Origin of the sequence: Marinobacter aromaticivorans, assembly GCF_002806975.1 — a bacterium.
GTDB lineage: Bacteria > Pseudomonadota > Gammaproteobacteria > Pseudomonadales > Oleiphilaceae > Marinobacter > Marinobacter aromaticivorans.
Genome location: NZ_NIHD01000018.1, coordinates 1 through 15,284, shown reverse-complemented (window position 1 = coordinate 15,284; position 15,284 = coordinate 1). Strand labels below are relative to the sequence as shown.

Genomic DNA, 15,284 nt, shown 5'->3' with positions numbered 1-15,284 from the left:
CTCCTACAGTTCCAGAACCAGCTTGGCGATGATGTTCTTCTGAATTTCGTTGGACCCGCCGTAGATCGACAGCTTGCGCAGATTGAAGTACTGGCTGGCCGGCGACGCGCCGTAATCCTGATACAACGGCTCGCCATGGAAGTCGGGTTCCAGCTCCGGCTCCAGGAACGGCAGCGCGTTCGGCCCGAGCGCCTTGCGCATCAGGTCTGTAATCGCCTGGCGAATCTCCGAACCCTGAATCTTCAGCAACGAGCTCTCCGCCCCTGGCACCCCACCATCGCGGGTGGCAGCCAGAATGCGAAGGGTGCTCATCTCCACCGCCATCAGGCGCATTTCCAACTCGGCGATCCGGGCGCGAAACAGGGGATCGTCAATCCGTGGTTGGCCGGCCACCGTCTCGGCCCTGGCAATCTGCTTGAGGTGTGCCAGCGCCGCTTTTGACTGGCCGATACCGGCCTGGCCAGTACGCTCGTGGGTGAGCAGATACTTGGCACAGGTCCAGCCCTTGTTCTCCTCGCCAACCAGGTTTTCCACCGGCACCCGAACGTTGTCAAAGAACACCTCGTTGACCTCGTGCTCACCATCGAGGGTGATGATCGGGCGCACAGTAATGCCTGGCGTATCCATGTCGATCAGCAGGAAGGAGATGCCCTCCTGCTTCTTGGCGGAAGGATCGGTGCGAACCAGGCAGAAGATCCGGTTGGCATGTTGGCCCAGGGTGGTCCAGGTCTTTTGACCGTTGACTAGGTAATGATCGCCATCCCGCTCGGCGCGGGTTTTCAGGCTGGCCAGGTCGGAGCCGGCGCCGGGCTCGGAATAGCCCTGGCACCACCAGTCCTCGCTGCGCAGTATCCGCGGCAGGTAAAAGTCCTTCTGGGCCTGGGTGCCGAACTTGATGATTACCGGCGCCACCATGTTGACGCCGAACGCCACCAATCTGGGCGCTCCAGCGGCGGCGCACTCCTCGTCAAAAATGTGCTTCTGCACCACAGACCAGCCGGTACCGCCATACTCTTCCGGCCAGTTCACTGCATACCAACCCTTCTGGTTGAGAATCCTCTGCCAGCGCTGATGATCCTCTTTGGCAAGCCGACGGCCCAAACGGACCTTCTCTGCAATGTCGGTCGGAAGGTTCTGTTCCAGAAACGCCCGCACCTCACTGCGGAAAGTCAGCTCTTCGGGGGTAAAATGAATATCCATAATCGCTCCTGAGCTTTTAAAGGTTACCGGTGCTTCCACTGGGGCTGACGTTTCTCGAGAAAAGCAGTCATACCCTCGTTGCGATCCTCGCTGGAAAAACTGGACCACAGCAGCCGGCGTTCGTAATCAACGCCCGCTCTCAAAGAGGTCTCGAACGCCTGGTTCACCGCGTCCTTATTGATCATGGCGGCCATCTGCGAGTAGCTGGCAATTTCTGCCGCCACCACCAAGGCCTTCTCTAGCAGATCGGCGGCTGGCACCACCCGGCTGACCAGACCACTGCGCTCGGCTTCATGCGCATCCATCATCCGACCGGTCAGGCACAGGTCCATGGTCTTGGCCTTGCCAATGGCCCGGGCCAGACGCTGGGTGCCCCCGGCCCCGGGCAGTGTGCCGATCTTCACTTCCGGCTGCCCGAATCGGGCGTTATCGGCGGCAATCAAGAGGTCACACATCATCGCCAGCTCACAGCCACCGCCGAGTGCCAGGCCGGCCACCGCAGCAATCACCGGCTTTCGGCATCGGGTAACAGTTTCCCAATTGGCGGAGATGAAGCCCTCACGGTAGGCCCGGGAAAAGTCCAGGGCATGGACTTCGGCAATATCCGCGCCGGCGGCAAAGGCTTTCTCGTTGCCGGTAATGACAACGGCGCGGATGGCCTCATCCGCTTCCAGGACTTCCAGAGCGGAAGTCAGTTCGTTCATCAGCGCGTTGTTCAACGCGTTGTAGACCTTTGGTCGATTGAGTCTGACCAGGGCCACAGCCTCGTGCTTTTCAAGCAATATGTTGCTGTACTCCATAACCATCTCCACTAACAGTATTTTTCTTATTACTTCCTTATGAAAGTCATAGAAGCTTATTTGTCCGATTTCCAGAGGCTACACCTGAATATTTTTTAAGGCAACATGTTGACATTTTATTTTGAGAGGGCGTATGTTGAAACTGACAAGGCAACGACCTGCTTCTTTTTGCGGTCAGGCCACCCAACAAAAACAAACCGGACATAACAGGTGAATCAGATGGATACAGGCATTACTCTCAATCTGGAACGCCGTGCCGCCATGCTGGAAAGCGGCGCCTGGAACGACAAGCTCATTACCGACTACCTGGATCAGGCAGTCGCCAGCACCCCGGATCGGGAAGCCATCGTCGGCTACCAGGTCACCAGCGACACCCGCACCGCCCTCACTTATCGGGAACTCAATGACAAAGTCACCCGCATGGCAGCGGGCCTGGTGGCCCTGGGCATCGGGAAAGGTGAGGTGGTGGCCTGCCAGCTACCGAACTGGTGGCAGACCACCGTCCTGCATCTGGCCTGCGTCCGAGTCGGTGCCATTCTCAACCCGCTGATGCCCATCTTCCGGGCGCGAGAACTGCGCTTCATGCTCAAGCATGGCGAGACCAAACTGCTGGTAATTCCAAAGATCTTTCGTGGCTTTGATTACGAGGCCATGATTGACGGCATTCGCGGGGAGCTGCCGGATCTCGAAACCCTGCTGGTCATCGGCGGAGAGGGCGAGCGCAGCTTTGAACAACGTTTGCTGGAGACGCCATGGGAGGAACAATTCGATACCAAAGCCCTGTTTGCCGAATACCAACCCACCGCCGATGACCCCACCCAACTCCTTTACACTTCTGGCACCACTGGCGAGCCCAAGGGGGTGATGCACACCTCCAATACACTGTTATCCAACGTACGACCCTATTCTGATCGGCTGCATCTGACTTCCGATGACAAGGTTCTGATGGCCTCTCCGGTCGCGCACCAGACCGGCTTCATGTACGGCATCATGATGCCGGTTTACCTGGGGACCACCGCTATCCTTCAGGACATCTGGGACGCCGAGTACGTCTGCAAGGTGATTGCCGCCGAGAAACCGGCCTTCACCATGGCCGCCACGCCGTTCCTGGCAGATCTGGTGAAAACCGCACCCAAGCACGAGGGCGAACTGGACTCTCTGAGGATCTTCGTCTCCGCCGGCGCGCCGATCCCCAGTGCCGTGGTTGAACAAGCTGGCAAGGTGCTGAAGGCAAAGATTGTCTCAGCCTGGGGCATGACCGAAAACGGCGCAGTCACCACGACCTGTCCGGAAGATCCCCCTGAGCGAGCCAGCCAATCCGACGGTAAGCCCCTACCCTACACGGAAGTAAAAGTAACCGACTTTCAGGACAACGAACTGCCGACCGGAGAAGAAGGTAATCTGCTCTTTCGAGGCTGCAGCCTGTTTGTCGGCTATCTCAAGCGACCGGAACTCTATGGCGTGGACGATGAGGGCTGGTTCAGCACCGGCGACCTCGCACGCATCGACAAGGACGGCTACATCCGCATCACCGGTCGCACCAAGGACGTGGTGATTCGCGGTGGCGAGAACATCCCCGTGGTTGAGGTAGAGAACCTGCTCTACAAGTTCCCCGGCATTACCGATGTGGCTTTGGTGGGTTGCCCGGACGAGCGCCTGGGTGAGCGCCTGTGCGCCTATGTCACCCTCGACGAGAACGCCACCGACCTGACCCTCGACGAGCTCAAGAGCTACCTGATCAAACAGCAACTGTCCAAGAACTACCTGCCGGAATACCTGGAAGTGATCGAGGCCATGCCTCGCACCGCCTCCGGCAAGATCCAGAAATTCAAACTGCGGGAACAGGCGAAAGAAGTGCGCCTGGAACCGGCCAAACGCGCCTGACCCGACCCATTACTCTGAGCAACAGGAGAACAACCCATGAAAGGCCTTAACGGAAAAACAGTCATTGTTACCGGTGGTGGTGGCGGCATCGGCCGCGCCGTATCCCGGCGCTTTGCCGAGGAAGGCAGCCTGGTGGCCGTCCTGGACCGTGACGAAGCCACAGCCCAGGCCACGGTGGATCTGATCACCGAGGCCGGTGGCAAGGCCAAAGCCTACGCCGCCGACATCACCGATTATGCGGCCATTTCCGAGACGGTGGCGGCCATCGAAAACGATCTGGGCGTGCCCACGGTGCTGGTGAACAACGCCGGCTTCGACCGCTTCATGCCGTTCCTGAAGACCGAGCCCAAACTCTGGGACCAGCTGATTGCAGTGAATCTCACCGGTGCGCTGAACATGCACCACGTGGTGCTGCCGAAGATGATCGCCTCCGGCGGTGGCAAGGTCATCAACGTGGCCTCCGACGCGGCCCGGGTGGGCTCCTCCGGCGAATCCGTCTACGCCGCCTGCAAGGCCGGCCTGGTGGGCTTCAGCAAGACCGTGGCGCGGGAACTGGCCACCAAGAACGTGTGCCTGAACGTGGTCTGCCCCGGCCCCACCGACACCGCGCTGCTCAAGGGCGTGGCGGAAACCGCCCCGAACCCGGAGAAGCTGCTGGAAGCCTTCCGTAACGCCGTGCCCATGAAGCGCCTGGCCCAGCCGGAAGACTACCCCGGCATCATCGCCCTGCTCGCCAGTGACGACGCCAACTTCATTACCGGCCAGGTGATCAGCGTGTCCGGTGGCCTGACCATGGCCGGCTAAGCGGCCCTTTCCACATATCAAGAGAACGAATCAGGAGCACGCATCATGAACTACGAAGACATTCTTTACGACGAAACCAACGGTGTCGCCACCATCACCATCAATCGCCCGGACCGTTACAACGCCTTCCGAGGCCAGACCTGCATGGAACTGCTGGACGCCTTCAACCGCGCCGGCTGGAACAAGGACATCGGCGTCATCGTGTTCACCGGCGCCGGTGAAAAAGCCTTCTGCACCGGCGGTGACCAGGGCGCCCACGAAGGCCAGTACGACGGCCGCGGTCTGATTGGCCTGCCGGTGGAAGAGCTGCAACGCACCATCCGCGAAGTACCCAAGCCGGTGATCGCCCGGGTCAACGGTTTCGCCATCGGCGGCGGCCAGGTGCTGCACGTGATCTGTGATCTGAGCATTGCCTCGGAAACCGCCGTCTTTGGTCAGGTCGGCCCGAAAGTCGGCTCGGTGGATCCCGGCTTCGGCACCGCCTACCTGGCGCGGGTCGTCGGTGAGAAGCGCGCCCGGGAAATCTGGTACCTGTGCCGCAAGTACAGCGCCCAGCAGGCGCTGGAATGGGGCCTGGTCAACGCCGTGGTGCCGCCGGAGCAGCTGGACGAGGAAGTGCAGAAGTGGTGCGAGGAAATCCTCGAGAAAAGCCCCACCGCCCTGACCATCGCCAAGCGTTCGTTCAATGCCGACAGCGACAACATTGCCGGCATCGGCGCCCTCGGCATGCAGGCCCTGAGCCTTTACTACGACACCGAGGAATCCAAAGAAGGCGTGAAGGCCTTCAAGGAAAAGCGTAAGCCAGAATTTCGCAAGTACTACAAGTAACGGCCAGATCGCCCGGAGATCACCATGAATTTCGCATTTAATGAAGAACAGAACGCGATACGCGACGTTGTGGCCCGCTTCAGCGCCGAGGTGTTGGCTCCGGGTTATCGCAAGCGCGACCAGGAAGGGGTTATCGAAAAGGATGTCATCCGCCAGCTCGGCGAGATGGGCCTGCTCGGCGGCGAGCTGCCCGAGGAATTCGGGGGCAGCGGCATGGACTGCGTTACCAGTGGCCTGATCATTGAGGAAATCTCCAAAGGGGATTTCAATGTCGGTTATATCCCGCTGCTGACTTCCCTGAACGGTCAGATCATTGCCAGCCACGCTGCACCGGACCTGGCGAAGGAGTGGCTGCACGGCATGACCAGCGGCCAGAAAGTGGCCTGCATCGCCCTGACCGAACCCCACGGTGGCTCCGACGCCGCCAACCTGCGCCTCAAAGCAGAGAAGAAGGGCGACGTTTACGTGCTCAACGGCGAGAAAACCTCCATCTCTATGGCCGACCAGGCCGACGTGGCGGTGGTCTTTGCCCGTACCGGCACGGTGGAACAACGCGCCTCCGGCATCAGCGCGTTCCTGGTGCCCATGAACACGCCGGGCATCACCACGACCCGTTTTGAGGACAACGGCCAGCGTGCTATCGGTCGCGGCTCGATTTTCTTCGATAACGTGGAAGTGCCCGCCGTCAACATGATGGGCGACGAGGGTAAAGGCTTCAAACAGGTCATGCAGGGCTTTGATTATAGCCGCGCCCTGATTGGCCTGCAGTGCCTGGCCGTCGCGCAACAATCCCTGGAGGAAGCCTGGCAATGGCTGACCGAGCGAACCGCCTTCGGCCAGAACCTGTCCGCGTTCCAGGGTCTGACTCATCCGCTGGCTGAATACCAGACCTATGTTCATGCTGCGCGCATGCAGTGCTACCACGCACTATGGCTCAAGGACAACAACCAGCCCCATAACGCCGAAGCCGCCATGAATAAATGGTGGGGGCCAAAATTGGCCTTTGATGTGGTGAAACAGTGCCTGCTGGCCCACGGTCATACCGGCTGGGGTGAGGACCTGCCGTTTGCCCAAAGGTTACGGGACGTCCTTGGCCTGCAGATTGGTGACGGTACTGCGCAGATCATGAAAAATATCATTGTGCGCGAATACCTTCCCAGGTGATGCGCCCCATGTCCTCCGCGATTCGGGGTGCCGGAGATAGTCTGCCCTGGCCGGAAAACCAGGACAGCTCTAAAGGAGCACAAATGATCGTCAACGAATCCGGAGGCATACCCAACCGGCTGTTTTTTCGCCTGTTCCAGACTGGAAACATTTTGCAGCGCCAGGTTCAGAATGAGATGGGCATCAGTGCTGTGCAATGGGCGGTACTGGGTGCATTGTCTCGAGAAGGATTCGAAGACGGCACCTCATTCCATCAACTGAAAGAGTACCTTTACGTCAGTCGCCAAAGCCTCGATGGCGTCCTCAAACGAATGGAAAGGGATGGGCATGTCACTCGGATACCGGACCCCCAAGACCGCCGGGCTCGACTGGTAGTACTGACCGAATCTGGTCGGACTTTCTGGTACCGACTGCAAGATACTATTGCGGAGTTTTACCGACAGGCCATGCGAGGGATGAGTTTTGACGACGGCGTCAGCCTGCTTCACCTTCTGAAAAAACTTCAGCACGAACTTATTGACGTTTCGCTGGAATCGACCGTCCCAGAACATAATGATACTGAGAATCTCGAAGCCGAATAACGCCTCACTCAGCCCGCTTGACCAAATCATCTTGTTCTCCAAGGTCTCGACCAGTCGCGGTATGAACTTCCTGGCCGCGTCGAAATCCGTATCAGGGAGCAACACCGCAAATTCATCGCCATCGATGTGTGCCGGGAAGTCGCCGCTACGAAGGCCGGACCTGAGAGTACCCCCACGACTTTGAGCACTTTGCCCCCTCTGCGTGGCCGTAGTCATCGTTAATCGGCTTGAAATTTTCCAGATCAATACTGATTAGCGTGAAATGCTGATCGTATCGAGAAAGACGTTTGATGGAGCGTTCAAGCCCTGCCCGAAAGCTCTGGATGTTAGCAATGGACGTGAGAGGATCTGTCCGGGCGGGCAATCACTCCTGATCCAGTGCGTTCCGTAGCCCGACCACAAGGTATCGCTGCTCAGACAATTCCTGATAAATCGCCAGAGTGTAACTTCCGCAGGCCAACCTAATCTGCCGCAGGATAATAACGATGGCGGAAATCTGGCTCCGGATTCCTCTTATAATCGGGATAGGGGGGGGCCATGAGGCTACCCCCTTCCCACATCGCCCGGCAAGCGGGGCCGCACCGAACGGTTCGGGGAGTTGAGGTGTCATGAGAGACGCAGCACACTCAACCGGTTGAAATAGGCAATCGTTAGCACACTATGGATCGCAGACGGGCTATTATGCCACCAGCGGCGACTCAAGGCCGCCACCAATTCCGCAAACCCAGGGGCTTGCGCTTACGCAAAAGCTCCCGGTAGGTGGTCTCGACCGAACACGCAGGGTAACTGTGCTTTTAGAGTCGTTGATCTTCAGGCGCAGTTTTCCGTAACAATGTCGCAACAGCCACATCAAACGCTCACCGGCTTTCGGACTGCGAACGTAAACGTTGCGTCGAGTCTCCCTGGGTTACTCCCCCCCCCCCCCCGAGGCGCTCACAGAACCGTATGTGAACCTCTCAGCTGATACGGCTCCTCTTATCCAACCCTATCCATACAACAGCGGCCAGTGCGCAAACAGCCGAGGGTTCTGCCGGGCAATTACGTCCAGCCAATGGCTGGCCCGCCGGCGATGCCCCCTGATTCGCGCATTGAACATATTCGCCAGATCGCGCAATGACTTGTCACTCCGAGGGCGGAAGGTATAGCCCAGGAAGTCAAAACTCTGCACCGGGTAGTTTCCTCGCCATCCGGTATCATCACGGGGGCCGTCAGCCAGCGCTCCAGATAGAGCAAAATCCAGCGCTTCCGGGTCTGTGCCGGTGCCTGGTGCGCGGACTTGTTTGGCCGATACCCATAGGAATTCGGGTGGAAGTGTCTCTCCAACCTCGGCTCCAGGGCCTGCTTGACCGCCATCTGGGCGATACGATCCGACACTGCGGCGATACCCAGAGGCAGGGTCTTGCCATCGCTCTTCGGGATAACGACCCGCTTGGCAGGTGGCGGTAGGTAGCTGCCCGACGCCAGACGATTCCAGAGCTTGTAGAGGTTGTTGATCAGACCCTTTCAAAGTCCTCGATCGACTGACTGTCAACACCTGCCCCGCCTTTGTAGGCCTTGGCTCGCTTGTATGCTTCCCACACCTGACGCTTGGTGATGGGAAAGGGTTTGGCCTGGTTCATGAGCGTCCTCCCCCGCAGGGTTGCGCCCACGTCACAGGCGGGATAAGTCAACCCTTTCGCTCCCGTCCCATTACAGGACGTTCTTCACTACCGCTCGCCCTGCTCGGCAGCGCCACATATCCGATTCTTGTTCATCGGCTCACGGTTTACGATCTACGCTTCCTCCCCACGGTCGGTCACCCTTCCGCAGTTGCGCTTCATTTCGCTCGCTGTGGCCTGCTCACGGGAGGACTTGCACTCCCAGGAGTGCGCCCATGCCGTGCGCACCGAAAAGCCCCCCCAAGGAGGGGCACAAAACTAGGCTTTCGCCCATCACCCAACAATAAGGCTTTACAATGCTCGCTGCAGTTCAGGAATCGCTTCGAATAGATCTGCGACTAAGCCATAGTCGGCCACTTGGAAGATCGGAGCTTCCTCGTCCTTGTTGATCGCAACGATCACCTTGGAATCCGACATGCCGGCCAGGTGCTGGATGGCACCGGAGATACCAACGGCGATGTACAGCTGTGGCGCAACGATCTTGCCGGTCTGCCCGACCTGCATGTCGTTGGGTACGAAGCCGGCGTCGACCGCGGCGCGGGACGCACCAACAGCGGCACCCATCAGATCAGCTACCTGCTCCAGCATCTTGAAGTTTTCGCCGTTCTGCATACCACGGCCACCGGAAACCACGATACCGGCACTTGCCAGATCCGGACGGTCAGACTTGGCCAGCTCTTCGTTCACGAACTGGGACAGGCCTGCGTCTTTGACGATGTCCAGGGTTTCGACGGTGGCAGAACCACCTTCACCGGCAACCGGATCAAAGGCCGTCGGGCGAACCGTGATGACCTTGATACTGTCAGTGGATTTAACAGTGGCAATGGCGTTACCGGCGTAGATCGGACGAACGAAGGTGTCTTCGGACTCCACACGCATGATGTCGGATACCTGGGCAACGCCCAGCAGCGCGGCTACGCGCGGCATGAAGTCCTTGCCAATGGTACCGGCGGCGGCCAGGATGTGGCTGTAACCCTTGCCTACTTCGGCAACCAGCTCGCCCAGGTTCTCACCCAGGAAGTGGCCATACACGGCGTTGTCCGCAACCAGTACCTTGCTAACGCCTTCGGCCTTCGCCGCTGCTTCGCCTACGGCACCGCAGTTTTCGCCGGCAACCAGTACGTCGATGTCGCCACCGATGGCCTTGGCAGCAGCCAGAACGTTCAGGGTGGCCTGCTTCAGCTCGCTGTTGTCATGTTCAGCAATTACAAGGATGCTCATTCAGATCACCTTCGCTTCGTTCTTCAGTTTGTCGACCAGCTCAGCTACGTCAGCAACCTTCACACCTGCCTGGCGAGAGGCCGGAGCCTCTACCTTCAGGGTAGAAAGACGCGGAGCAAGCTCAACACCCAGGTCTGCCGGGGTCATGGAGTCCAGCGGCTTCTTCTTGGCCTTCATGATATTCGGCAGAGAAGCATAACGCGGCTCGTTCAGGCGCAGATCGGTGGTGACTACCGCTGGCAGGTTCAGGGCGACGGTCATCAGGCCGCCGTCAACCTCACGGGTCACGTTTACCTTGTCGCCTTCAACAACCATTTCGGAGGCGAACGTACCCTGCCCCATGCCGGTCAGCGCAGCCAGCATCTGGCCGGTCTGGTTGTTGTCGGAATCGATGGACTGTTTGCCGAGAATGACCAGTTTGGGCTCTTCCTTCTCGACCACAGACTTCAGCAGCTTGGCCGCTTCGAGAGACTGAACCTCTTCGTCTGTTTCGATGTGGATACCACGGTCGGCTCCCAGAGCCAGAGCGGTACGGATTTGCTCCTGGCAGGCCTTGGGGCCGATGGAAACCACCACGATTTCACTGGCAACACCCTTCTCTTTCAGGCGAACCGCTTCTTCAACAGCGATTTCACAGAAAGGGTTCATTGCCATTTTGACGTTGGCGAGATCAACACCGGTATTGTCCGGCTTGACGCGCACCTTTACGTTGTAGTCGATTACTCGTTTTACAGCGACCAGAACCTTCATCTCTCACCCTTTTATTTTCTTCAAACACTTTCAATCAGAAGCAATATCCTGACCCACACCCACACACCATTGTGCACAGGGCATATCCTCCGCTGCGCTGCAGCTGGTGAGCGGCAGTCATCAGCAGGCGGGCGCCCGACATGCCTAACGGGTGGCCGAGGGCAATGGCGCCTCCGTTCAGGTTACTCCGGGGGCGTCATCGGCGATCCCTAGCTCACGCAAAATCGCCAGGCCTTGAGCGGCAAAGGCTTCGTTTAGCTCGATCACGTCGATGTCGGCGATGGTGATATTCTGTTTCTCCATCAGTTTTTGTACTGCAGGCACAGGCCCAATAGCCATAGTGCGAGGATCCACACCAGCGGCTGCCATGCCGAGGATCTTCTCCATGGGCTCGAGTCTGTGTTTGCTTTACAGCTGCCTTACTTACGACTAGCATCGCCGCTGCGTCGTCGTTGACGCCGGAGGCGTTGCCGGCGGTCACACAACCGTTTTCTCGAAATGGTGTGGATAGCGAAGCGAGCTTCTCCAGCATGGTGCTGCGGGGATACTCGTCGGTATCAAAGACCAGCGGGTCCTGCTTTCGGCGCGGGATGGACCCCGGTACGATTTCTTGGGCGAACACACCTTGTTGTTGCTCTCGAGTAGCCTTCTGCTGGGAGCGAAAGGTGAACAGATTCTGGTCTTCTCGGGAAATGTTGAATTGTTCGGCAACGCTCTCGGCCGTTTCCGGCATAGAATCGATGCCGTACTGTTCCTTCATCTGGGGGTTTACGAAGCGCCAACCGATGTTGGTGTCTTCGATTTTTTGATCCCGAGAGAAGCCTGAGTCCGCCTTGCCTAGGACATAGGGGGCTCGATACATAGATTCCACGCCGCCTGCTAAAACCAGGTCCAACTCACGAGCGCGGACGGCGCGGAAAGCAGTGCCCACAGCGTCCATGCCGGAACCGCATAGCCAGTTGAGGGTGGTACCGGGTACGGAAATGGGCAAAACAGCAAGCAACGCGGACATGCGGGCCACGTTGCGGTTGTCTTCGCCAGTCTGGTTGACGCTGCCCATCATGACTTCGTCGATGGCTACCCAATCCAACTCCGGCGCTTCCTGAAGCACGGCCCTAAGAATATGGGCGGCTAAGTCGTCCGGGCGCACACCGGCAAGAGTGCTGCTGAAGCGGCCGATAGCCGAACGGCGCGGATGGCAAAGAAAGACATTCATTACTTTAAAACCTCATTTAAGCCTGAAATCAGCAGCGCGCGTGTTTTAGAATAAAATGAAGAATAGAAAATAGCAGGGGAGGGAATAACCCTGCAATTAGATAATTTCGATAAAATCTATGCCTTTATTGCATAGATTGGTTGGCAATCGGAAAGTGGCCACTATTTGTCGGAGTCAAACAGAACCTTGTCGAGACTGATCGAGTTTCGCTTGAAAATTCCTGTGTCCGGCGGTGCAACCAAAAAAATTGTTCATCGGCCAATGGAGAGTACCGTAAGTGCCTGTTCTTTTTATTGATCATAGGTGATTGCGAGGTCAAGCTTTTACTGAGAAATCATCTGCTAGAGCGTGCCACTCACTGGCTGACCTTACCGCGTGAGGTTACATGTGGGTAGAGTCAACTTCTCCGACGTGCACGCCGCCTTTCTCCCGCTGGCCTTGGCCCCGCCGATCCTGATCGGGCTTGCCTGGGCGCTGCTCAAGAAGCAGGAGCGTTAGCCATGCATCTTGCCAACGTTGATTATCTTGGTGTCAAGGAGTTCCGCAGCCTGTTGCGCGACCCGATCATGCTGCTGATTGTCTACACCGCGGCCACAGCCATGCCGGAGACTCTCAACAAGGCACCGATCGCAGTCGTGAACGAGGATCGTTCGCCGCTGTCCTGGCGCATCGTCAGCGCCTTATTTCATGCCTGTCAACGGACATCATCAATCAGGCTGAGATGGACACCCGCATGGATGCCGGGCTCGACACCTTTGCCCTGGATATCCCGCCGGAATTCCAGCGCGACCTGCTGATAGGGAGGCGGCCCACGATTCAGCTCAACGTCGATGAGTCAGGCGTTCGCCCGCAGCGGCTATATCCAGACCATCGTGAACGATGAGGTGCGCACCTTCGTTCAGCGCTACCGCGAGGTTCCGGAGCTGCCGGTGGACCTGGCGCTGCGGGCGCGCTTCAATCCCCAGCTCAATAAATCCTGGTTCGGTGCTGTCATGCAGGTCACGCCGTTCGAGATCATGAGCAGCAAGGTGTGCGCCATGGCCCTGGTGGTCCTTGCCGCCACCGCCTTCGCACTGACCGCGGTGGTGCAGGGTTGGCGGTCCGTACCGATCCAGGGCTCGCTTTCGCTTTTCCTGGTCGGGGCGGCGTTGCATCTTTTCGCCACCACATCCATGGGGATATTCCTGGGCACCGTCGCCCGCTCCATGCCCCAGTTCACATTGCTACTCATGCTGGTGCTACTGCCGCTGCAGATGTTTTCGGGCGGTTCGACACCGCGGGAGAGCATGCCGGATGCCGTCCAGTACATCATGCTGGCCACGCCCAACACGCATTTCGTGATGTTGGCCCAGGCGATTCTCTACCGTGGCGCGGGCCTCACAACCGTCTGGCCGCAGTTCCTGGCCATCGCTGTTATCGGGGCCACCCTTTTTGGCTTTACTCTGACCCGCTTTCGGAGGACGCTTAGCACAATGGGCTGAAGCACGTAACAAAAGCCAGCGTTGACTCGCTGGCGCCACCAGGCTCGTTTTCAAGGAGGTGGTTTCGCCTTCAAGGGGAAACAGGGCTAGTGTCACCGGACATAGGAAACTGACCCTTTACGGTCAAAATTACTGACCCACCTTTGTTTTAATAAGGGCCGACTCGACAGGAGGGCGGCCCATGCTGACAAAGGAAGCCATTATGGAAATCAAGATTTTATCCCGGCAGGGTATGAGTATTCGAGCCATTAGCCGGAAGCTGGGGGGGGGGGGGCACGGAATACCGCGCGCAAATACTTGCGGGGAGAGGCTCTGAAGCCCCCGGATCGAAAAGGTCCGGAGCGGCCATTCAAAGCGCCCTGGAGGGGTATGACCAGTGGCGGGAGAAAAGGGCCGCTTGAAATATATAGATGCCTAAGGAGACTCTCAATAAGTCTCAAAATCAGCGATAATATGGCCATCGCCAACTGCAGAGGATTCGTTGCCACCATGGATCAGATCACCTTCTCCGAAGCCGAGTACCAGAACAAAAAGCGCAAGACCCGTCGCGAGATCTTTCTGGAACGGATGGACAAGCTGATTCCCTGGAAGCAGTTGGAAAAGAAGTTAGCCCGTTATTACCCCAAGGGCCAGAACGGTCGGTCTCCGTATCCGCTGCCTGCCATGCTTCGAGTTCACTGCACGCAACTGTTCTATAACCTGAGCGATCCGGAGATGGAAGACGCTCTTTACGAGATCGAATCCATGCGTCACTTCGCTGGCCTGAAGCTGGATCGCTTGCCGGACGAGACGACCATTCTCAACTTCCGGCATTTCCTGGAGCAGCATGGTCTTGGCAAGGCGCTGTTTAAAGAGGTGAACAAACACCTGGAGAAAAACGGCCTGATGCTGCGTGAAGGTAGCATTGTAGATGCCACCATTATCTCTGCTCCCAGCTCCACCAAAAACAGCACCGGCAAGCGCGACCCGGAGATGCACCAGACCAGAAAGGGCAACGAATGGCACTTCGGTATGAAGATGCACATCGGTGTCGATGACACGCTGGGCCTGATTCACAGCATCGATACCACCGCTGCCAATGTTCACGACATCGTGCCCACCGACAAGCTGTTGCATGGTGAGGAGCAACGAGTCTTCGGCGATGCCGGTTACCTTGGCGTTCAAAAGCGGGATGAGCATAAGCACCGCGAGAACGTCTCCTGGTTCATTGCCAAAAGGCCTGGTACTCGGAAGAAGCTGGATGCCGACAAGCTAAAAGCCGAGAAAATCAAAGCCAGTGTTCGTGCCAAAGTTGAACATCCCTTCCGTTACATCAAGCAGGTCTTCGGCTACAACAAAGTCCGCTATCGGGGCCTTGCCAAGCACAACAACCGGCTTCATTTGCTGGCTGCGTTCAGCAACCTGCTGATCGGTGAAAAATACATGCTGGCGGAAGGCGAGTGCACCTGTTTTCCGTCAAAATGGCGGGGAACAGGCAAGAAACATACAAATAACGGGGAAAAAACGTCTGCAATTCCCGATTTTTGCTGTTTTGAAACAACATCGGCAAAAATCACCGGTTATTCAGACCTTCCCTAATGTGCCTTAACAAAAGTTCGTCTTATTATTCAGCTTATCGGAAAGACGAGCGATTGATGCAATGATTTGATCCGCTGTTTTGCGCCAGATAAAAGGTTTGGGATCGTCGTTGTATCTTG

The 15,284-nt window shown here is 57.7% G+C and carries 11 protein-coding genes and 4 pseudogenes; 8 read left to right on the top strand and 7 right to left on the bottom strand.

All coding sequences use genetic code 11. The annotated features are described in order from the left end of the window. Positions 1 to 3 precede the first annotated feature (3 nt). Both CDH48_RS17485 and CDH48_RS17480 read right to left on the bottom strand, forming a co-directional pair. Complete coding sequence (locus CDH48_RS17485) at positions 4 to 1,200, bottom strand: acyl-CoA dehydrogenase family protein (protein WP_100690016.1); 1,197 nt, start codon at positions 1,198 to 1,200, stop codon at positions 4 to 6. A gap of 23 nt (positions 1,201 to 1,223) precedes the next feature. Continuing rightward, positions 1,224 to 2,000 (bottom strand): enoyl-CoA hydratase, encoded by a 777-nt coding sequence (locus tag CDH48_RS17480; RefSeq protein WP_100690036.1) that lies wholly within the window; start codon positions 1,998 to 2,000, stop codon positions 1,224 to 1,226. A gap of 219 nt (positions 2,001 to 2,219) precedes the next feature. Between CDH48_RS17480 and CDH48_RS17475 the strand changes: the two genes are divergently transcribed. From CDH48_RS17475 to CDH48_RS17455, 5 genes are all read left to right on the top strand, one after another. After that, on the top strand, positions 2,220 to 3,884 hold the full coding sequence (locus CDH48_RS17475; RefSeq protein ID WP_100690015.1) for an AMP-binding protein: 1,665 nt from the start codon (positions 2,220 to 2,222) through the stop codon (positions 3,882 to 3,884). A 36-nt stretch (positions 3,885 to 3,920) separates the two neighbouring features. Then, a complete protein-coding gene (locus tag CDH48_RS17470) occupies positions 3,921 to 4,688 on the top strand; it encodes an SDR family NAD(P)-dependent oxidoreductase (RefSeq protein ID WP_100690014.1) in 768 nt (255 codons plus the stop codon). Between the two features lie 45 nt (positions 4,689 to 4,733). Continuing rightward, a complete protein-coding gene (locus CDH48_RS17465; RefSeq protein ID WP_100690013.1) occupies positions 4,734 to 5,516 on the top strand; it encodes an enoyl-CoA hydratase-related protein in 783 nt (260 codons plus the stop codon). Between the two features lie 24 nt (positions 5,517 to 5,540). Further along, positions 5,541 to 6,680: a cyclohexanecarboxyl-CoA dehydrogenase gene (gene aliB, locus CDH48_RS17460; RefSeq protein ID WP_100690012.1), complete on the top strand. Its 1,140-nt coding sequence runs from the start codon at positions 5,541 to 5,543 to the stop codon at positions 6,678 to 6,680. 83 nt (positions 6,681 to 6,763) lie between these two features. Beyond that, the gene (locus CDH48_RS17455; protein ID WP_084354671.1) at positions 6,764 to 7,261 is read left to right on the top strand and encodes a MarR family winged helix-turn-helix transcriptional regulator; all 498 of its coding nucleotides are present in this window, start codon (positions 6,764 to 6,766) and stop codon (positions 7,259 to 7,261) included. Between the two features lie 145 nt (positions 7,262 to 7,406). On the opposite strand, the gene CDH48_RS19740 is transcribed toward CDH48_RS17455, so the two are convergent. The 5 genes and pseudogenes from CDH48_RS19740 to pcaF all read right to left on the bottom strand — a co-directional run bounded on the left by CDH48_RS19740 (position 7,407) and on the right by pcaF (position 12,106). Then, complete coding sequence (locus CDH48_RS19740; RefSeq protein ID WP_100690011.1) at positions 7,407 to 7,625, bottom strand: GGDEF domain-containing protein; 219 nt, start codon at positions 7,623 to 7,625, stop codon at positions 7,407 to 7,409. A 1,129-nt stretch (positions 7,626 to 8,754) separates the two neighbouring features. Next, entirely contained in the window at positions 8,755 to 8,880 is a 126-nt protein-coding gene (locus CDH48_RS19620; protein ID WP_264754779.1) for a hypothetical protein, read from the bottom strand. A 330-nt stretch (positions 8,881 to 9,210) separates the two neighbouring features. After that, a complete protein-coding gene (locus tag CDH48_RS17430; RefSeq protein ID WP_100690009.1) occupies positions 9,211 to 10,140 on the bottom strand; it encodes an electron transfer flavoprotein subunit alpha/FixB family protein in 930 nt (309 codons plus the stop codon). Continuing rightward, a complete protein-coding gene (locus CDH48_RS17425; protein WP_100690008.1) occupies positions 10,141 to 10,890 on the bottom strand; it encodes an electron transfer flavoprotein subunit beta/FixA family protein in 750 nt (249 codons plus the stop codon). Between the two features lie 30 nt (positions 10,891 to 10,920). Further along, a pseudogene (gene pcaF, locus CDH48_RS17420) lies at positions 10,921 to 12,106 on the bottom strand (3-oxoadipyl-CoA thiolase). A gap of 500 nt (positions 12,107 to 12,606) precedes the next feature. On the opposite strand from pcaF, the pseudogene CDH48_RS17415 reads away from it, so the two are divergent. From CDH48_RS17415 to CDH48_RS17410, 3 pseudogenes are all read left to right on the top strand, one after another. Then, a pseudogene (locus CDH48_RS17415) lies at positions 12,607 to 13,587 on the top strand (ABC transporter permease). Between the two features lie 181 nt (positions 13,588 to 13,768). Continuing rightward, a pseudogene (locus CDH48_RS19735) lies at positions 13,769 to 13,890 on the top strand (IS21 family transposase); the annotation flags it as partial. A gap of 186 nt (positions 13,891 to 14,076) precedes the next feature. Then, positions 14,077 to 15,015: pseudogene (locus CDH48_RS17410) on the top strand (IS5 family transposase); the annotation flags it as partial. Positions 15,016 to 15,284 lie beyond the last annotated feature (269 nt).